Below are 20,329 nucleotides of genomic sequence, written 5' to 3' on the forward strand. Positions count from 1 at the left end.
ACTTATTTTTTCTTGTTCTCATATTCATTCATTAAGTCAATAATATGAGCATTTTCAACTTTATCATTATCAAGTTCGGTAAGCCATTCAATAAACTCCTGCTCGTCCTTGTATCTTCCAGCAAGTTTTGTTCTATTGAAATCTTTTCTATAAAATTCTAGAATTCCACGCCGTTTTTTCCAAAGACTATAGTGCTTTGCCTTGTATTTAAACATAAGTCCATTTTCAGCACAAAATACAATACCTTCAGCATTTTCAAAATTATCATAATTTTCCATCAAGTCAATTATTTCGTCAAAGTTATTGCATTTTTTGATTTCCTTTTTCATTTTAATAACATCATCATCAAAATTCAGCTCTTTTAAAAATCTTTCACTAAAATTGTTATCCACATGTACACCATTTATAAACAGGCTATTATCAATAACATCTAAGATAAAAAGATGTTCCTTTCCAAAATAATCAACTATATGTCTGTCTTCATTTGAAACCACTTCAAATACTATGGAAACATCATTTTCACTGCAAATTCTGAAAATCTCACTTTTCATCTTTTCACTTGCTTTTTCAAAAAGAGTTTCAAAATATTTGACATGTGTTCCATTTGTTACACTTTTGGTTGCAAATACAAATTTTTCATCAATAACTGAAAGTATTCCTAAAAATCCGTTGTATTTTTCGTAGGCTGTAACTGGGTAAACTATGTTGTTTTCAAGATATTCTCTCGTAGAATATTTATTTTCGCCGTAATTAAAAAATTTGTTATAGCTTCTTATTTTCACTTTTCCAGTTTCTGCATCCACAAAAAGTCCACGTGCCTTAATTGTCGAGTCATTCCACAATTTTTTCCGAAACACGTTTCTTCCAAAATTTAATGAATACAAGTTCGGTTTTGTCTTTTTAACACTGATTAGTTTACTTACAATCAATTTATTCACATCTTCATCCGCTGTCAAATTTATCTGCTTGTTTTCTTTTGCCTTTTCCAGTTCGTGCTGCAAATAATCTCTATCGTAAACAGGGTTTATAACTGATTTTTGCAAAATTTTATCTGGCATTACATCCAAATATTTCAGTTCTCCACCATACTCAACTTCTCCTTCCAGACAAATTGAATGTTCAGTCGAATTTACACCTCTATGCCCATGAACCTGCACAAAATCCTGACATTTCCCTTTCAAATAATTTTCCTCATAAAGTTCTCCAATTTCTGTTTCAAAGCTTCCAACGCCGTTTATCATTTCGTTAGTCGACACAAGTGCCAAATTCGGCACAAAAGACAGGCCTGCATGTGTACAAAGAATTTTATGATTGTGAAATTTAAAAGCATAACATTGTCTTAATTTTTTATAAAATTTTCTAATTTCTCTTTTAAAACTATCTATATTTTTTTCATTTTCCAAAATTGCTGGCAAAGTTACATTTAAAAATTCTTTTGAGTTAATTTTAAAATCATTGGCAAAATTTTCCAAGTGAATTTCATGATTTCCTTCAATCATTATAACATTTTCCTTTTTATATAACTCCAGCATTAAAAAAAGTGTCTGTTTATGTTCAATTCCTCTGTCCAAAAAATCTCCTAAAAATACATACAAGGTATTTTTGTCAAAATCCTTCACAATTTCAGAAATCGCTGTAAAACATGAATGAATATCCCCAATTATCCGAACTTTTTCATATTTTCCCGTCACATCAGCAACATAAAAATTTATAATTTCATTTATGTCAAAAATTCTTTTAAAACTTCCTGAAAGTTTTTCATTCTGAATATTCCTAAACATTCTGCTTATAACATTTTCATCAACCTGCTTATAGCTTTCTCTCTTTTTATTATTTTCAATACACTCTTCAAGCGGGGTATCAAGCTGATAATAATAAATTGTATATTTATACTTGTCTGCAAGAGCCTTGTAGGAATTCATCGCTTTTTTTGTAGTATGTGTCGCATCAACAACTGTAAATTCTCCCTTTTTCATTCTTTCTTCCAGACAGTTAAAAAGCATTTCCCAAGCCAGCCTGTCATTTTTCTGCGAAATCTCAAAATCTCCAAATTTTGTCAATTTAGGATTGGAAATTAAAAGCCTAAATTTATCAGCCTCAAGAGTGTATGGCTCCAAATTATTTTTCTTAATAAAGGTACTTTTTCCACTTCCAACTGTTCCCCGTAACAATAGCAATGTTCTCATTTTTCTTCACTCCCTTCAAAATTCTATTTAATAGATATATTATAATTTTACTATATTTTATTTATAAATCAAAGAAAAAGTTCAGACTTATATTTTTATAATTTTACAAAACAAGAATTTATTTGAATTTCTAAGAAAAATAGGGTAAAATATAACAATAAAAAAATATTAAAATCAAATCAAGGGGGAACGCAGATGAAAAAAAATGTAGCGGCATTTTTTGATATAGATGGAACAATTTACAGGGATTCTTTACTGATTGAGCATTTTAAGATGCTTGTACAGTATGAATATATTGATATGATGACTTGGGAAGGGAAAGTTAAGGAAAAATTTTCCAAGTGGGAAAACAGGACTGGGGATTATGATGATTATCTAGATGAGCTTGTTCAGACTTATATGGAGGCATTAAAGAATTTTAGCAAGGAGGATATGGATTTTATTGCTAAAAGGGTAATGAAACTAAAAGGGGACAAAGTTTACAGATATACACGTGAGAGGCTTAAATATCATAAGGAGAGAAATCATAAAGTTATAATTATTTCTGGGAGTCCAGACTTTCTTGTAAGCAAGATGGCTGAAAGATACGGAGTCAAAGATTACAGGGCTTCTATTTATGAAGTTAATGAAGATGGTATTTTCACTGGGAAAGTAACTCCAATGTGGGATGCCAAGAGCAAACAGAAGGCAATAGCAGATTTTTGTAAAATGTACGAAATAGATTTGACAAAATCGTATGCTTACGGAGATACAACAGGCGATCTGACAATGTTTAAAAACGTAGGGAACGCCATTGCCATAAATCCTGCTAAAAAATTATTGCAGAAAATAAAACGGGATAAGGAACTGAAAGAAAAAGTTATGATTGTTGTAGAAAGAAAAGATGTTATCTATAAATTAAAAGCGGATGTGGATATTATATAAATTGACATTAAACGAATATATTTTTCAATCAAAAAATATAAGATAAAAAAACTTTTTATAAATATGTAAAAATTAAATTAACTAAAGAGAGATGATAATTATGGATAAAAATTTAAAGATAGTTTATTTAGACAGAATTACGGCAGGGCCTATTGATTTGAAAGAAAAATTTTCTAAATACGGTAAATACATTGAGTATGAAGATACTGATTCTAGCGAAATTGACGAAAGAATAAAGGATGTGGATGTTGTAATAACGACCCGGATAAAATTGGGGAAAAAGCAATTTGAGAAGGCTGGAAAACTTAAATTGATACTTGTTACAGCGACAGGATTTAACCATATTGATGTGAAAAGCGCAAATGAGTTTGGAATAAAAGTAGCGAATGTTTCAGGGTATTCGACTAATTCTGTGGCACAGCTTGCGATTACTTTTTTATTGAATGAATTGATACCTGTTAATAGGTATTATGAGGAAGTTAAGGAAGGAAAATGGATAAATATTGCTGTTCCTGAATATCAGAAATATCCGATAGATGATGCGACTGGAAAGATTTTAGGAATTGTGGGATTTGGAAATATTGGGAAAAGAGTTGGAAAGATTGCTGAAACGCTTGGAATGAAAATTATGGTTGCTAAAAATACTGGGGAAAAATATGCCAAAAGTGATACTGCGATTGGAGAAGATGGAATTTTACGGTATGAATTGGACGAAGTGCTGGAAAAATGTGATGTTTTAACACTTCATGTCCCACTGACTGATTCTACACGGAATCTTATAAATCTTGAAAAAATGAAAAAGATGAAGAAAAGTGCGGTAATTTTGAATCTTGCAAGAGGGCCTGTAATAAATCAGGAAGATTTGTATTTTGCACTAAAAAATAAAATAATAAAATCAGCGGCTGTTGATGTTACGAGTGTTGAGCCAATTGAAAAAAATTCTAAATTATTTGAGCTGGATAATATTTTAATTACACCTCATATTGCTTGGAAATCTGAAAAAAGCATGATAAAGCTGATGGACGATGTTGAGAAAAATTTAAAATTGTTTCTTGAAGGAAAGCTGGAAGGCTTAAAATAGGGAAAATTTTTCAAAAATATTACAGAAAATTCTGTACAAGGCTAATATTTTAATAAATGCTTTTTACAAGAAGATTTTACTAGAAAGGTGAAAGAGGTGAAAGATAAATGTTAATAAATAATTTTAGCGGTATAAAACTTGAGTTTGATGGACTTTATTATGGAGGAAATTATGAAATTGAAATTTTTCCTGATGGAAGATTTTATTATTCATATATTGAAAATACTTCAGTTGAGCTAAAAAAAGGTTCTTTCCAGATCAATCAGAAGGAAATTATGATTTTTGAGGAAATGATGGATTATTTTGAACTTTTGAAAAATCAAAGCAATTATATGATAAATGAGTTTAATTTTGGAAATGGAGTGCTTGTTATTCAGAAAAATAACGGACGTGAGGAAAAAATTAGGCTTGGCAAGGAAATGATGTTTGAATATGCCAAAACATTAATTGATAAATATACAAAAAAATCAAAAAGGCTCTTTTTACTGGATACTTATTTGGAAGGAGCTAAATATATCAGAAATTTTGCAATTAAAATTAAAGATGAAGTTCAATTGGATTTATTCCGTGAATTTAACGGCATTTCGCTAAATGCAGTCGCCATGTATAATTCCAAAAAGGAAAAAGTTGGATATTTGCCGAAAAATCAAAGTGAAATTATTGCAAGAATGATTGATGCTGGGAAAAAGTTTATTGCAGTGCCGATTCCTTATGATGAGGAGATAGCTCTTAAAATTTACCTTGTAGATTAATTAATAAAAAATTAAAAATTAATATTGACAAATGTATATTTTTGAGGTAAAATAATATCAGATAATTAAAATTAAATTAATTTAAAAAATAGTACTATTATTTAATTGTCAAAAATAAAACAGGGGGAATAATTATGGGATTCAGATTGAGTGTAAAAGGGCAGGAAAATGAAATTTTACTTGATAAGGAAAGCATTCTGGATGTAAAATACATTTCTGAAACGCCCGACGACTCGAACGCAAGAGCAACAGACTTGGGAGTAATATTGGAAATTCGAGGGAAAATACTGGCAGCGGCAAGCGGAGATTCAGAAGACGACACAAGAAAAGTTGCCCAATGGTCTTTAGTACCGTCAGAAGCAAGCGACGCCTACAGACAAGCCAGCCTTGAAATAATTTCAGCAGGACAGATGGTAAGAAAAATCGACATGACGAACGTATTTGTAGTTGATTATATTGAAGAATACGGAAATCAGGCTGGAACTGGAACTTTTTCACTAAAAATAAAACAGAAGAAGGAAAAAGTGAAGGAAGTGGCAATCGAAGGCGGATACGCAACACAGGAAGCCTAGATTAGCAAATTAGAATTTTAAAAATTCTAATACATAACAGAAATATAAAAACATTTTTGAACTTTGGAAAATTTTGTAAGTAAAATTATATAAAAATAATCTCTTTTCCTAGAAAATACGCTAAGATAGAGATTATTTTTTATTTATATTCAGATTTTATTAAGAGCATACTTTCTAATTGCTTTTGCCACTCCATCGTTCACATTACTGTCAGTTCTGTATTTGGCCGCCTTTGCCGCAAGTTCTGAGGCATTTTTCATTGCAACGCTGTAGTTGGCATATTCAAACATTTCGATGTCATTATTTCCATCACCGATTGCCATCACTTCTTCCTGCTTTATCCCCAGCTTTTCTGCCAGTTTTTTCAATCCTGTCCCTTTATTATTGTCTTTTGGCAGTATTTCGTATACGTATGGCTGGCTCAGTACACCACTATACCTGTCTTTTATTGTATCTTCATATTTTTTTTGGAAATTTGCCATTTCTTCAGGATTTCCCAGAAACATTGCCTTTATCATTTTGTATTTTCCACTTTTTGCCTCTTCAAGGCTTATTTCAGTAATATCTGAAAAGACAAATTTTGCATCCATAATAAGCTCATCTGTGGGCTTTCTGCCAATATTAAAATAATGCGCCTCGTCAACCAGTGTAAAATTTATATTATAGTCTTGAGAAAATTTATACAGATAATCAATGTCATCAGGAGTAAGTTCTGCCCAGTCAATCAGCTCCCAGTCCTTTGTCTTATGAATTGAGCATCCGTTATTCAAAATAACATATCCTTCTAAATCAAGTTCATGAAGTCCAAGTTCCTCATAAAACGGCAGAATGCCGTACAAAGGTCTCCCAGTACAAAGCACTATTTTTATTCCGGCTTCTATTGCGTCGTGAATAGCTTCTTTTTGCGGCTTGTCGATATGTTTTTTCTCATTCAGCAAAGTTCCATCCATATCAATTGCAATAAGTTTTACCATTTTTCCATCCTTTCTTTTTTATTATGCCCAAATCCCTTTAATATTCTAATAATACTAAATGCTTTTTTGAAGATTAGGCAAAATAATACAGCTTTTATGCCCCTTTTTTAGAGCAGTTTCACTATACTAGTATACCTTAATTTGAAAAAATATTCAACCATTATGCAAAAAAGTGCCTGCCTGAATATTCAAGCCCTGTTTTTTAATAGACAAATATTGTAATAAATGGTATAATAAACGGAGTTTCAACAATTTTAAACAACAAAATTTTAGGAGTGAGAAAAATAATTATAGATAGAAGAAAAAGTGTAATGCTCGTCATGACTTGCATTATTTTTATGATGACCTATTCAAGTCTTCTTGGAACACCTAGTTTTAGCCATAAACTGAGCGTATTTGTGGATGAAAACAATCTAAGCCACGAAGATATAAGGGATCTGATTGTCAAAATTAACCAAATTGAAAGTGCAAATAACAGGCGATTTACGCAGGAACTGAAAAAGATTGAAAAACGTAAGGAAAGGGAAAGTCGTAAGGATAGTACATTTTTATCCTCTGAAAGAAAATGGGATAACGATTTTTATGACAATTCTATTGAGCTTTCCATAAATACTGGAAATAATAGTATTTTTTTAATGAAAAAAAATGAAAATAATCTCAGAACCAGGGAATAGAAATCAAATATTTTAAGTCCACATTTTTAATAAAAAATATACGAAAGGAAAAATTAGAAAAATGTTAAAAAAAATCGGAGAAAAAATATTTGGTACATCAGATGAGAGAGAAATCAAAAAAATGCAAAAATTGGTAGACAAAATTAACGAAATCGAACCACTTTTTGAAAAACTGACAGACGAGCAGTTAAGCCATAAAACAGTTGAATTTAAAGAAAGATTAGAAAAAGAAACGCTTGACGATATATTAGTAGAGGCATTTGCAACAGTCAGGGAAGCTTCTAAAAGACTTATGGGAATGCGTCACTATGATGTGCAGCTTATTGGTGGAATGATTCTTCATAAAGGCTGTATAGCAGAAATGAAGACAGGGGAAGGAAAAACTCTGATGGCAACACTTCCAATTTATCTGAACGCATTACCAGGTAAGGGAGTACATGTCGTAACGGTTAATGACTATCTTGCAAAACGGGATAGAGATATTATGGCAGGACTTTTTGAGTTTTTGGGACTGACTTCCGGAGTTGTTGTTGGGAATATTACACCAGAACAAAGAAAAGACGCTTACAACTGTGATATTACTTACGGAACAAATAATGAATTTGGATTTGATTATTTGAGAGATAATATGGTGGCAGAGCTTGATGAGAAAGTGCAGCGTGGACATAACTATGTTATTGTCGATGAGGTGGATTCCATCCTGATTGATGAGGCAAGAACGCCGCTTATTATTTCAGGAGCGGCTGAAGAAACAACGGAATGGTATAACACTTTTGCAGAAGTTGCAAAAAGACTTAAAAGAAGCTACAAAACTGAGGAAATTAAAGATAAGAAAAATACTGTAATTCCTGATGAAGATTGGGAAGATTATGAAGTTGATGAAAAATCACACACAGTTACAATTACTGATAAAGGAATTAAAAATGTTGAAAGAATGTTAAAAATTGATAATTTGTATTCGCCAGAATATGTAGAGCTTACTCACTTTTTAACACAGGCATTGAAAGCAAAAGAATTATTTAAACTGGACAGGGATTATATTATAAACGATGACAATGAAGTTATTATAGTAGATGAGTTCACTGGGCGTCTTATGGAAGGAAGACGTTATTCAGATGGACTGCATCAGGCAATCGAAGCAAAGGAAAAATTGGAAGTTGCCGGAGAAAACCAGACTCTTGCGACAATTACGTTACAAAACTATTTCAGAATGTATGAAAAATTGTCAGGAATGACGGGTACTGCGAAAACAGAAGAAGACGAATTTAAACAAATTTACAGCTTAAAAGTTATTGTCGTTCCTACAAATAAACCTGTTGCCAGAGTAGATTTGCCCGATGTCATTTATATGAATAAAAACGCAAAATATAAAGCAATTGCAAGAAAAATAGAAGAACTTTACCAGAAAGGGCAGCCAGTTCTTGTTGGTACAGCTTCAATTCAGCATTCAGAAGAAGTATCTGCATTATTGAAAAAAGCTAAAATACCACATGAAATATTAAATGCCAAGCATCATGAACGTGAAGCTGAAATAATTGCTCAAGCAGGGCGTTTCAAAACAGTAACAATTGCAACAAATATGGCAGGACGTGGAACGGATATTAAACTTGGGGGAGATGCAGAGTCGTTTGCTACAAAAGTTGCCGTAAAAGGAACTCCTGAATACGAAGATGTCTACAGAGCATACGTAAGGGAATGTGAAGAGGACAAGAAAAAAGTTATCGCCGCCGGTGGATTGTTCATTCTTGGAACGGAACGGCATGAAAGCAGACGTATCGATAATCAGTTAAGAGGGCGTGCCGGCCGTCAAGGAGATCCTGGAACATCAGAATTTTACTTGTCATTAGACGACGATCTTATGAGACTTTTTGGTGGAGACAGGCTTAAAACAATGATGAAAATGCTAAAAATCGATGAAGATGAGGAAATCAGACATAAACAAATTAGTAAATCAGTGGAAAATGCTCAAAAACGTATTGAAAGCAGAAACTTTTCATCAAGAAAAAGCCTTATCGAGTACGATGATGTAAACAATACTCAAAGAGAGGTTGTTTACGAGCAAAGGGATGCTATCCTGAAAAATGAAAACTTGAAAGAGTTAATTACAAATATGATTTCAGATACTGTAGATGACATCGTAAATTCAGCCTATGTAGGTGAAGGAAATGGCGAAAAGGATTTTAACCTTCTATCAGACAAGCTTATGGAAACATTTGAATATGAAATTTCAGAAGATTTACAAAATTCAAATTCAGAAGAAATTTCAAATAAGGTTTATGAAGATTTAGTAAGAATTTATGATGAAAAAGAAGAGGCAATTGGAGAAGAAATATTTAGAAGAATTGAAAGATACATCATGCTGGAAGTGCTGGATTCTAAATGGCGACAACATTTGAAGGATTTAACAGAACTGCGTGAAGGGATAAGACTACGTTCTTATGGACAAAGAAATCCTATTCATGATTATAAAATCGTAGCTTATGAAATTTACAATGAAATGATTGACGCAATAAAACGTGAAACAAGTTCATTTATCTTAAAATTAAGAGTTCGTAGTGAAGAAGATACAAACAACTTGACTCATGAAGAAGTTTCAAATGTAAGATATGAACACGAGGAAAACCAAATGATAGGTGATGATGTTTCAGATAGAACACCAAATGAATCACACCGTCCGCTTTCAAGAAGAGAAAGAAGAGAACGTGAAAGAAGAAATGTTTAATTTTGAAAAGTCTTTACCAATTTATATTTTACAATAATAAATAAACATATAAAAAGAGTCGCTTAATTGCGACTCAATTTTTTAAACAAAATTCTTATAAATTTACGCTTTTTCAGCCATCATATCCTTAACTTTCATAAGCCTTGTGATGCTTGATCTTTCATTTTCATCAAGTTTCATCTGAATATAACGGATTGTTTCTTCAAGCTGTGGAATTGTCATATATTCCAGCGCATTTACACGCCGTCTTGTTTTTTCCACTTCATCTGCCATAAGCTGACATGCCTTTTCGATTTCTACCAGTTCCAGCAAGTCTTTCATTACCCGATTCAAGCCATCAACAGCATCATCCAAATCAGCAGATGTTTGAGCATATCCATAAGGATAAGATACTTCTGCATTTTCCATATCTCTATTAAAAGTCATTGTTGGCACAATTACACTCATTACATTTTTTGTTTTTATATCTGCTAAAAGTTTGTCTTCTGAATATGCGATAGCACTTTCAAGCATTTCATCGGACATTACACCTCTTGCAAGCAAGAAATCCTTAAATGAATTTTGTAATTTCCCTTCCACTTCTTCACGCAATTTTCTATTCTGCTTTATCAAAATAATAAATTGACGCATAAGTTCGTCTTGCTTGTCCTTTAACAGTTTATGTCCACTTTTAGCAGTTTTTAGACGTATCTTTAAACGGCTCAGTTCCATTCTTGTAGGATTTACATTTAATCTTGCCATAGTCTATTCATCTCCTGCAGGCAAATATTTTTCCAAATATTCGTCTCTAATTCTTTTCAACTCTGTTCTTGGTAATATTTTTAGTAAATCCCATCCTAAATTTAAAGTGTCTTCAATAGTTCTGTTATTATCAAACCCTTGAGCTACATATTGTTCCTCAAATGCAGTTGTAAATTTAACAAATGCCTTATCAGTTTCAGACAATGCTGATTCCCCTAGGATTACAGCCAGCTCCTTAGCTTCCTTACCAGTTGCATAAGCCGCAAATAATTGGTTCATTGTATCTGCATGATCTTCTCTAGTTTTTCCTTTTCCAATCCCTTTATCCTTCAATCTTGAAAGTGATGGTAAAACATTTATTGGAGGCATTAAGTTCTGTTTGTATAAATCTCTTGACAAGATTATTTGCCCCTCTGTAATATATCCAGTCAAATCTGGAATCGGATGTGTCTTGTCATCTTCTGGCATTGTTAAAATTGGTATTTGCGTAATTGAACCTTCACGCCCTTTAATTCTTCCTGCTCTTTCATAAATTGTGGATAAGTCAGTATACAGGTATCCAGGATATCCTCTTCTTCCAGGAACTTCTTTTCTTGCTGCCGAAACTTCCCTTAACGCTTCACAATAGTTAGTCAAGTCAGTCAAAATTACAAGTACGTGCATTCCTTTCTCAAATGCCAAGTATTCTGCACAAGTAAGTGCCATTTTTGGTGTAGACAAACGTTCAATTGCAGGATCGTCAGCCAAGTTCATAAATAATACTGCCCTGTCAATTGCTCCTGTTTTTACAAAATCTTCTGTAAATGTCTGAGCTTCTTCAAAGGTAATTCCAATCGCTCCAAACACTACCGCAAATTTTGAATCTGTTCCCAAAACTTTTGCCTGTCTTGCAATTTGAAGTGCTAATTCTGCATGTGGAAGCCCTGAACCAGAGAAAATTGGTAATTTTTGACCTCTAACAAGGGTATTTAGTCCATCAATCGCAGAAACTCCTGTTTGAATAAATTCTGACGGATAATCACGTGCAACTGGATTTATAGCCGTTCCATTTATATCTAATGTTTTTTCAGGAATTATTTTTGGTCCATTATCTTTTGGCCGTCCTAATCCATCAAATACACGACCTATCATATCTTCTGATACTCCAAGCGACAAAGGTCTACCCAAAAATCTTACTTTTGAATCCTTTAAATTAATTCCAGCTGAATTTTCAAATAGCTGTACTACTGCCTTATCGCCATTTACTTCAAGCACACGTCCACGACGAAGTTCACCATTTTGTGTTTCAATTTCAACAAGTTCCTCATATTTTATTCCTTCAACACCTTCAACGACCATCAACGGCCCTACTATTTCCTTAATAGTTTTGTATTCCTTAAGCATTTGCTACACCTCCTTTATTTACAAGTTCATCAATTTCTTTTTCCAATTCTTTTGCTATTTCTTCAATTTTGCCTAACTCTGCCTCAGGTAAATATTTTGCTCTTGCAATTCTTTCTCTTACAGGCATTGCGATAATTTCACTTAAATACGCTCCATTTTCAAGCCCTCTTAATCCTTCATCATAGAACTTCAATACTAAGTCAAGCATTTTATCCTGTTTTTCAAGCGAAGTATAAGTATCTGATTCCATAAACGCATTTTGCTGCAAGTAATCTTCCCTTATAGATTTTGCAATTTCTAGTTTAAGTTGATCTTTTTCTGACAAAGTGTCCTTACCAACTAGCCTAACAATTTCCTGTAAGCTGTTTTCTTCTTGCAGCAATGAAATTGCACGTGCTCTATTTTTAGAAAATTTAGGCCCTACATTCTGATCCATCCAGTTATCAACTTTTCCTTGATACAATGAATATGAATTTAACCAGTTAATTGCTGGGAAATGACGTCTATATGCCAAATTGGCATCTAATCCCCAGAATACTTTAACAATACGAAGTGTAGCCTGAGATACTGGCTCTGAAATATCTCCACCTGGAGGAGAAACCGCTCCGATAACTGTTAACGCCCCTTCTCTTCCATCTTGTCCAAGACAAATTACTTTTCCTGCTCTTTCATAAAATTCAGCGGCTCTTGAACCTAGATAAGCTGGGTATCCTTCATCCCCTGGCATCTCTTCAAGCCGTCCAGACATTTCCCTAAGAGCTTCTGCCCATCTCGAAGTAGAATCCGCCATTATTGCCACTGAATATCCCATATCCCTAAAATATTCTGCAATTGTAATTCCAGTATAAATACTAGCTTCTCTGGCTGCAACTGGCATATTTGAAGTATTTGCTATAAGTACAGTTCTTTTCATTAATGATTGTCCAGTTTTTGGATCTATTATTTCTGGGAATTCCATAAGAACATCGGTCATCTCATTTCCACGCTCTCCACATCCCACATACACTATAATTTCAGCATCTGCCCATTTAGCCATTTGGTGTTGCACAACGGTTTTTCCAGATCCAAAAGGTCCTGGTACACATGCCGTTCCACCTTTAGTTACAGGAAAGAACGTGTCAATTACTCTTTGCCCTGTAATCAATGGTGCTTCTGGATTTAATTTCTGCTTGTATTTTCTTCCACGTCTTACTGGCCATTTTTGCATCATTTGAACTTCTACCAATTCACCTTTTTCTGTTTTAATAACTGCGATTGTATCAACTACTGTGTAGCTTCCACTTTTAATAGTTTTCAAAGTTCCTTTAATTCCTGCTGGAACCATAATTTTATGGCTTACAACTGAAGTTTCCTGAACTGTTCCCAGAATATCTCCAGTTTCAACTTCTGCTCCAGTAGATAAAACAGGCTCAAATTCCCATTTTTTATCTCTATTTAAAGGATTTACTTCTACCCCTTTATCCAAAAAATCTCCTGCTATTTCCTGATATTCCTTTAGTGGACGCTGAATTCCATCAAACATCGCTTCAATAAGTCCAGGTCCCAATTCAACACTCAAAGGCTCTCCAGTTGTAAAAACCTCTTCTCCTGGACCAATTCCAGATGTTTCTTCATATACTTGAATAGAAGCCTGATCGCCTCTCATTTCAATAATTTCACCTATCAACTTTTTCTCTGAAACTCTTACCACATCATATACATTGGCATTTTCCATACCTTCTGCAACAACAAGAGGTCCAGATACTTTTATTATTCTTCCTGTTTTCAATGAATTTCTCCTTTCATCTAAAATATATTAGATCCTATCGCTTTTTCAACGTACTCATCTATCTTTTTAAGCCCTATCCCCAGACTTCCTTGATTATTCGGAATCAAAATAACAGCTGGAAGCACTTCACGGTTGTATCTTTCGATGGTATTTTCAACCATACTTGCAACTTGCTCTGTTACAAAGATAATACCATAGTTATTACTTGCCATTTCATCTATTGTATTTCTTGCCTCTTCCTTTGTAATAACTGGATACACGTCAATTCCCAATGCCTTAAATGATAAAATAGAATCTTTATCTCCAACTACACCTATTTTATGCATAAGTTTCACGCAACCTTTCTCTTATTTTATCCGAACTTATATTGTTTATCTTGCTTACCATTATCATTCTTATTGCATTAATTTCACGCTCTTTTGCAACTAGATATGTAAATAACGGCTCTGGTCCAAATACAACATATTTTGACTCTTTATTTAATTCCATCAAGTAATTATCAGAAATTTTTTCAAGTTCTGATAATCTTTTTGTTTCACTAAATACTTCTAGTCCTTTTGTCAGATATATTCCCAATTTTTCCTTCTTGAACTTATTCAAAATAGTATCTGTATTGTCATTTATTGACTCAACAATTTTATTTTTTGAAATTGTTCCACCTTCAAAAATAACAGTTTCCAAAAATCTTGCATCACGATTTTGTTTTTTCACTCTAAATAAAGTTATCATATTTTGAAAATCAATCAATCCTTCAACATAATCAGTAATAACTTTTACATCAATTTCTTTTGCCAGTCTTGATAAATTTTTAAAATAATGTTTATCTACAAGTATATCAATTCTTTGTGGATCATGATTTTCTTCAAAGTCCTTCTGTACTTCATTAATTGCATCCAAAATTTCCTGTGGCAAATCATTGCTTTGCAATTCAAATTTTGTCTTAAATTTCGCAGTATCAATCGTCCCAGCCTGCATAAGCAGACTTGAAAAATCTTTTCCTGTTATTTTGCTTTTTAATAACACCTTTAGATTATGATAATCATATTTAAGAGATAAAATATCAACAATTGCAGTATTTTTAACCATACTTCTTACAATGGAAAAAACACGCTCTGTTTCTCTTTTCAGTATTGTTTCATAATCTTGACTGCCCTGAATATCAGCCATATCTTGAGAATATTCCGTTTCTCCCAATAATTTTAGCACTTCTTCGGGAGTTTCGGCTTCTATCATACGTTCCAGCCTATTTCTAGTCAAAAGCCTCTTTTCAAGTACTCTAATAGTTACGACACTTTGTCCGTAATCCATTCTATCCATTTTTTTCTCCCTTGTTTACAAATTCCAGTTAATTATAAAATTTATTTTGTAAAAGAAAATATAAAACTTAAATTTCTATAAATTTTATTTACATTATGAAAAAAGAAGTTTGGAAATTTCAACTTCCAGTTCATCTCTCATAAAATCCAGTTTCACTTCAAAAGTGTAATTTTCCTGAACTCCATTTTCTTCAATAACAAATCCCGAAGTTACAAACTCATTTTTCTTAACTTTTGCAGTTGGGAATTCTTTTTTTACTTTTTCCACAAATTCTTTTTTTACAATTAACTCTTTTCCAGCTATAGAACTTTTATCAATATTCTGATTCAAATAATTAATATAATCACTCTCATTCATATTAACAAGTTTTGCTTTTAATTTATCTATAACTTTGTTAATTACTGTCTGCTTTGCCTTTAATTTTTCATTTCTAGCCTTTAAATTTGCACTTGACTTAATTCTGTCAGAAAGCAGTTCACGCTCTCTTCTTGCATTTTCAAGTAATGTTTGTTTTTTTGCAATAGCTTTTTTTATTTCCAAATCGTATTTTTGCTTTGCTTTTTCCTCTGCACTTTTTACAATTTTGTCGGCTTCCTCTTTAGCATCATTTAATATTTTTGATGTTAAATTATTTAAATTAGACATATTCACTCCTTACCATATTTAAGGGGTATAAATACCCCCTTTTTAAATTAGAATCTTCCTAATAGCATAATTGATACAACGAATGCCAATAACGCATAAGTTTCAACCATTACTGAGTAAATAATACCTTTTGTATTTTGTTCTTCATTTTTTGCAAGCAAGCTAATACCAGACGCAGCAACTCTTCCTTGTGCAATTGCCGAACCATAACCTGCAATTGCGATTGGTAAACAAGCCATTAAAATTCCTAATCCAGTTTGTAAAGGCATTTCAGGTTTTAATTTTCCTAACACCATAAGTCCGATAACGAATCCATATAACCCTTGTGTTCCTGGTAATAATTGCAATACTAACGATTTACCAAATTTTTCAGGTTCCTCACTCATAAGTCCTGTAGCTACTTCTCCAACAATACCTACACCTTTTGCAGACCCGATACCTGCTAATAATGTCGCTAATGCCGCACCTAATGTCGCCATTACGATTCCTCCATTTTGTACTAAAAATTGTGAAAAATTCATTTTATTTCCTCCTAATTTTTTCTATTTTATTTGTTAAACATTTTTGCTAAACTTAAATTATAAAATTAATCATCAAGATTTATATATTTATTTTCTGTTCTAAAATCTTTAAACGGTTTTCCTCCACCTTCGTAAAATTTTCCAAAATACTCTACATACATAAGTCTCGAAGTATGAACATAAGCACCTAAGAAAGATAAGAACATATTAAATAAGTGTCCTGCTATCAGTATTACTGGAATAAAAATCATACCAAACCAGTTTCCACCGATCATTCCTGCTATCATATTTATAGCTGACGCAATAAATCCACCAGAAAGCCCCAAAGCCATAAGTCTTGAATAGGATACGAAATCTCCTACATAACTTGAAATTCCATAAAGGCTGTAAAGTCCTCCACCTAATTTTGCACCGACTCCTTTAGCTTCACGTCCACCAGTAAGTACGATTCCAGCCATTCCGGCAATCATTACCCACATTGACACGTTTGCCACAACTGCTGACAAATTCATTAACTTGAATATTAGGAATAACATTCCTCCAATAAGAGCCATATACCAAAACAATACATCATAAACTGCTTCCAATGATTTACCATCTCTAATTAACATATATGCTTTTATTGCCAGTCCAACAAATATATGAACTACACCAAATACAATTGAGCCTATCAATAAATCGTTATATTGTGACGCTGGATCTACCAATCTCCACATTCCTGGAATTGTCGCTCCAAAATATGAACCATATAAAAGTCCCCAGAAAATAACAGAAAAACTTAAATAAAAGAAAAACTTGATAGATTTTCTCATTTGAGAACTTAAATTCACTACTTTTAAAACAAACATTGTTGCAAGCAGTAATACAAGCCCATAACCTACATCTGCTCCCATCATTCCAAAAAATAAGATATAAAACGGTGTAAACAGTGGAGTTGGGTCAATTTCATTATATCTTGGATATGCATACATTCCAGTCAAATTTTCAAATGTACTTGCAACTTTTCCATTTTTCAGCTTAATAGGCACTGTCGCATCATCCCTATCCGCATCTGTGAATGTCAAGTAATAATTATCTCCAGCCTCATCTTTTATCACTTTCTCAAATTCACTTACTTTTTCCGTTGGAATCCATCCTTTTATCAAAATAGTATTTTCAGTCTGTGCTAATTTTTCTGATTCAACAATTCTTAACTTTTTATTTTGCATATATTCGTAAACTGCTTGTAAATCAGTTAGATCTTCACTATAAGTTTTAATTTGAGCTTTTAGTCTACGTTTTTCCTTTTTCAACTCTGATATTTCCTTTTGCAGTCCATTTTTGTAATCTTGTGGAACTGCATCAATATCAAGATTTTCAACTGTAAAACTGCTATTTCTAAAAACTTCAGCCAACTTTTCCTTTTCGCTTTCATCAATACTTGAAATTACAAGATAATACACTTCATCTTTTACTATTTTCAGCTCTTCATAATAAGTTTTATCAAGCTCAGAAATGCCGTCAATAAAAGTTCCTTTTAACTTTATCGGCACTGTACCTAAAAATGTATTTACTTTTTTCAAGTTCTTTAGTTCTTTAGGATTTACATCTAGTCGTTCCCACAAATCAATTTCATCATAACGCATGTATTTTTTAGAAATTTCCGATTTTATTTGTGAATATTGTGTTCCAATTTTATTCAGTTCTGAAGAAACTTTTTTCCAGTCATAAGTCAATGCTTTTTTTGCCAATTCATCAAATGTATAATTTTCATTTCCATGAATAACATCTCTTAAACGTGTTTTTCTTTCATCATATTTTTTAATAAGAGAAATCGCATTGCTTAACTGATAAAGACGTTCATCAATGTGTGTCAGCTCTTCATTATTTACATATTTAGTAACACCTTCAACAGCATCTTTACTAAGTTCCCCATTTTCATCATGCAACTCAATATCTACAAAATTTACTTCTTTAAATTTTTGAAGTTTCTTTAATACTTTAGCTCTTTGTTCTGCGAAAACAACTAAATCAAATTTGCTCATTTTAACTATTGCCATTATTTCACAATCCTCTCTGCTAATAAATTAACAACTTCATCTATTTTCTTTTCGTCAATTTCAAGAATTTTGTTTACATTTTCTTCTTCACTGCTCAAAAGAGATTTTACTCTTTTTTCAGCATCATTCACTGACTCTTTTTTCAAATTTTCTACTTCAAGATTTGTCTCAGAAATTAGTTTATCGCCGTCATCTTTTATTTTCTGCTCAATATTTTTCAAAATATCTTTTGCCTTTTCATTTGCCTCAGCAATAATCTTATCCGATTCACTTTCAGCATCTTTTATTTTTTGTAAAACTTCTTTTGCCAAGATATAACCTCCTTCATAAATTATTTTTATTATTACTTATGTTTTATTTTTTTATAAATAATAACATAAAAACAACTTGACTGATTAGTCATTATATATACTATGTTATCAGTTTTTTTGGCTATTGTCAAGAATTTTTCCATTCCAGCTTTGAAGTATTTTTATAGTAAAATCAGCTTGAAATTGTTAATATAAATAAAAAAATATAACACTTGTTTTATGTTATATTTCTTGTTTTTATTTATTCAGATTTATATATTCAGGCGAGTTAGGAACATCAATCCCTTCTGCCCTTGCCGCCTCTTCCATACGTTTTGAGTCGTTATTGCCGATAAATTCGTCATCAAGCCTTGCAACCTCCTTTTTCAGTTCCAGAAGCTCTCTTTCCTTTTTAACCTTTTCCTTTCCTAAATCAGCAATATTATATGCAACGAAGGATCTTAGAAGCGCCACCATCGTTACAATCATAACATATATCATAACTGTCTTTATAGCCTTCTTATCTAGTCCCGCAGTTCTGGAAAGCTGTTTTCTCACTTCCTTAGGAGCTACTATTCTTTCTCTTCTTGCATCTTCTTGTGATCTTGCTGTATTTGTCATTTTTGGAACATCAAGGATTTCCATTTGCATTTTTTTGTTTTTTGAAACACCATTCATAACTGTTTATTCACTCCTTTCAAAAATTCTCAATTTTGCTGAATGTGCCCGATTGTTTTCTTCTAATTCTATTTTTTTAGCAATAATTGGTTTTTTTGTAATTATCTTTCCCAAACTTTTTTTGTTGCATACACAAATTGGTATATCTTTTGGACAAGTACACGGATCTTCATATTCACGAAATTTTTCCTTTACAATTCTATCTTCCAATGAATGAAAAGTAATTACTAGTAACCTACCATTTTTATTAAGTAGTTCTACTGCTTTATCCAATGTTTCGCTTAGCACTTCAAGCTCCTTATTTACATAAATTCTTATAGCTTGAAATGTTCTTTTGGCAGGATGCCGTTTCATACTTTTTCCTATTGATTTTATAACAATATCCGCAAGTTCTAATGTAGTTTCGATTGGCTTATTTTGTCTATATTCTACAATTTTTTTTGCAATTTTACGAGATTTTGGCTCTTCACCGTACTTATAAATAATATCTGCGATTTCCTTTTCAGAAAAATCATTAACAACTTCGTAAGCACTTATTTTTAGGCTGCTATCCATACGCATATCTAACCGTGCATCAAATCTGTATGAAAAACCTCTTTCGGCATTATCCAGTTGATTTGAGGAAACTCCTATGTCCATAAGTATCCGATCCACTTTTTCAAAGCCTGCAAGATAAACAGCTGTATCAATATTTCTAAAATTGTCCTGAAATATCTGCAGTTTGTGTCCATATTTTTCAAGTCTTTTTTTTGCAAACTCAATAGCTTCCGTATCCTGATCAATTGCAACAACTTTTGAATTTTCAGAAGAATTTTCTAAAATACCCTCTGTATGCCCACCGCCGCCAAGTGTACAGTCAACATAAACAGCGTCTTTTTTCGTTATTATATTATCAATCACTTCGTCAAACAGCACGGACTTATGGTATTCCATATTTTCTTCCTTTCTTAGAAATTTTTAAAATATACAAATCTAGAATTTATAAAGCTTTTTAAAACCAATTTTAGAATGCAAACTAATTTCATGCAAACTCCTAAATTCCTCATTTATTTTTGGCTTTAT

19 protein-coding genes are annotated in these 20,329 nt (G+C 32.4%); 6 read left to right on the forward strand and 13 right to left on the reverse strand.

Annotated features, from left to right (window positions below; all coding sequences use genetic code 11):
* Positions 1–2: 2 nt before the first annotated feature.
* Positions 3–2,186 (reverse strand): RNA ligase, encoded by a 2,184-nt coding sequence (locus FVE77_RS07715; RefSeq protein WP_026746069.1) that lies wholly within the window; start codon positions 2,184–2,186, stop codon positions 3–5.
* 195 nt (positions 2,187–2,381) lie between these two features.
* Between FVE77_RS07715 and FVE77_RS07720 the strand changes: the two genes are divergently transcribed.
* The 4 genes from FVE77_RS07720 to FVE77_RS07735 all read left to right on the forward strand — a co-directional run bounded on the left by FVE77_RS07720 (position 2,382) and on the right by FVE77_RS07735 (position 5,515).
* Entirely contained in the window at positions 2,382–3,110 is a 729-nt protein-coding gene (locus tag FVE77_RS07720) for an HAD family hydrolase (RefSeq protein ID WP_026746068.1), read from the forward strand.
* A gap of 100 nt (positions 3,111–3,210) precedes the next feature.
* On the forward strand, positions 3,211–4,191 hold the full coding sequence (locus FVE77_RS07725) for an NAD(P)-dependent oxidoreductase (RefSeq protein WP_026746067.1): 981 nt from the start codon (positions 3,211–3,213) through the stop codon (positions 4,189–4,191).
* Positions 4,192–4,298: 107 nt separating this feature from the next.
* Positions 4,299–4,943 carry an HIRAN domain-containing protein gene (locus FVE77_RS07730; RefSeq protein WP_006803752.1) on the forward strand — a complete coding sequence of 215 codons (645 nt, stop codon included), beginning with the start codon at positions 4,299–4,301 and terminating at the stop codon, positions 4,941–4,943.
* A gap of 134 nt (positions 4,944–5,077) precedes the next feature.
* Entirely contained in the window at positions 5,078–5,515 is a 438-nt protein-coding gene (locus FVE77_RS07735) for a hypothetical protein (protein WP_006803751.1), read from the forward strand.
* 149 nt (positions 5,516–5,664) lie between these two features.
* Here the strand turns inward: FVE77_RS07735 and FVE77_RS07740 are convergent, their stop codons facing one another.
* Complete coding sequence (locus tag FVE77_RS07740; RefSeq protein WP_026746066.1) at positions 5,665–6,489, reverse strand: Cof-type HAD-IIB family hydrolase; 825 nt, start codon at positions 6,487–6,489, stop codon at positions 5,665–5,667.
* 275 nt (positions 6,490–6,764) lie between these two features.
* Between FVE77_RS07740 and FVE77_RS07745 the strand changes: the two genes are divergently transcribed.
* Both FVE77_RS07745 and secA read left to right on the forward strand, forming a co-directional pair.
* Positions 6,765–7,163: a hypothetical protein gene (locus tag FVE77_RS07745; protein WP_026746065.1), complete on the forward strand. Its 399-nt coding sequence runs from the start codon at positions 6,765–6,767 to the stop codon at positions 7,161–7,163.
* Between the two features lie 61 nt (positions 7,164–7,224).
* Positions 7,225–9,885 (forward strand): preprotein translocase subunit SecA, encoded by a 2,661-nt coding sequence (gene secA, locus FVE77_RS07750; protein ID WP_026746064.1) that lies wholly within the window; start codon positions 7,225–7,227, stop codon positions 9,883–9,885.
* 102 nt (positions 9,886–9,987) lie between these two features.
* Here the strand turns inward: secA and FVE77_RS07755 are convergent, their stop codons facing one another.
* The 11 genes from FVE77_RS07755 to rsmH form a co-directional block, all read right to left on the reverse strand.
* Positions 9,988–10,626, reverse strand: coding sequence for a V-type ATP synthase subunit D (locus FVE77_RS07755; RefSeq protein WP_026746063.1), 639 nt, complete (start codon positions 10,624–10,626; stop codon positions 9,988–9,990).
* 3 nt (positions 10,627–10,629) lie between these two features.
* The gene (locus FVE77_RS07760) at positions 10,630–12,009 is read right to left on the reverse strand and encodes a V-type ATP synthase subunit B (protein WP_006803744.1); all 1,380 of its coding nucleotides are present in this window, start codon (positions 12,007–12,009) and stop codon (positions 10,630–10,632) included.
* Positions 12,002–13,777 carry a V-type ATP synthase subunit A gene (locus tag FVE77_RS07765; protein ID WP_026746062.1) on the reverse strand — a complete coding sequence of 592 codons (1,776 nt, stop codon included), beginning with the start codon at positions 13,775–13,777 and terminating at the stop codon, positions 12,002–12,004. Before FVE77_RS07765 ends, FVE77_RS07760 begins: the two co-directional genes overlap by 8 nt.
* 17 nt (positions 13,778–13,794) lie before the next feature.
* Entirely contained in the window at positions 13,795–14,103 is a 309-nt protein-coding gene (locus FVE77_RS07770; RefSeq protein ID WP_026746061.1) for a V-type ATP synthase subunit F, read from the reverse strand.
* Positions 14,096–15,094: a V-type ATP synthase subunit C gene (locus FVE77_RS07775; protein ID WP_006803741.1), complete on the reverse strand. Its 999-nt coding sequence runs from the start codon at positions 15,092–15,094 to the stop codon at positions 14,096–14,098. The genes FVE77_RS07770 and FVE77_RS07775 overlap by 8 nt, the downstream gene beginning before the upstream one ends.
* A gap of 93 nt (positions 15,095–15,187) precedes the next feature.
* A complete protein-coding gene (locus tag FVE77_RS07780) occupies positions 15,188–15,739 on the reverse strand; it encodes a V-type ATP synthase subunit E (RefSeq protein ID WP_006803740.1) in 552 nt (183 codons plus the stop codon).
* A 47-nt stretch (positions 15,740–15,786) separates the two neighbouring features.
* Positions 15,787–16,260, reverse strand: a complete 474-nt coding sequence (locus FVE77_RS07785; protein ID WP_006803739.1) for a V-type ATP synthase subunit K — start codon at positions 16,258–16,260, stop codon at positions 15,787–15,789.
* Positions 16,261–16,325: 65 nt separating this feature from the next.
* Positions 16,326–18,299 carry a V-type ATP synthase subunit I gene (locus FVE77_RS07790; RefSeq protein WP_026746060.1) on the reverse strand — a complete coding sequence of 658 codons (1,974 nt, stop codon included), beginning with the start codon at positions 18,297–18,299 and terminating at the stop codon, positions 16,326–16,328.
* Positions 18,299–18,610, reverse strand: a complete 312-nt coding sequence (locus FVE77_RS07795; protein ID WP_026746059.1) for an ATP synthase subunit G — start codon at positions 18,608–18,610, stop codon at positions 18,299–18,301. The genes FVE77_RS07790 and FVE77_RS07795 overlap by 1 nt, the downstream gene beginning before the upstream one ends.
* A 237-nt stretch (positions 18,611–18,847) precedes the next feature.
* Complete coding sequence (locus tag FVE77_RS07800; protein ID WP_006803736.1) at positions 18,848–19,267, reverse strand: hypothetical protein; 420 nt, start codon at positions 19,265–19,267, stop codon at positions 18,848–18,850.
* A 6-nt stretch (positions 19,268–19,273) separates the two neighbouring features.
* Positions 19,274–20,200 carry a 16S rRNA (cytosine(1402)-N(4))-methyltransferase RsmH gene (gene rsmH, locus FVE77_RS07805; RefSeq protein ID WP_026746058.1) on the reverse strand — a complete coding sequence of 309 codons (927 nt, stop codon included), beginning with the start codon at positions 20,198–20,200 and terminating at the stop codon, positions 19,274–19,276.
* Between the last annotated feature and the right edge of the window lie 129 nt (positions 20,201–20,329).

The organism is Leptotrichia hofstadii (assembly GCF_007990525.1).
In the GTDB taxonomy this organism is placed as follows: domain Bacteria; phylum Fusobacteriota; class Fusobacteriia; order Fusobacteriales; family Leptotrichiaceae; genus Leptotrichia; species Leptotrichia hofstadii.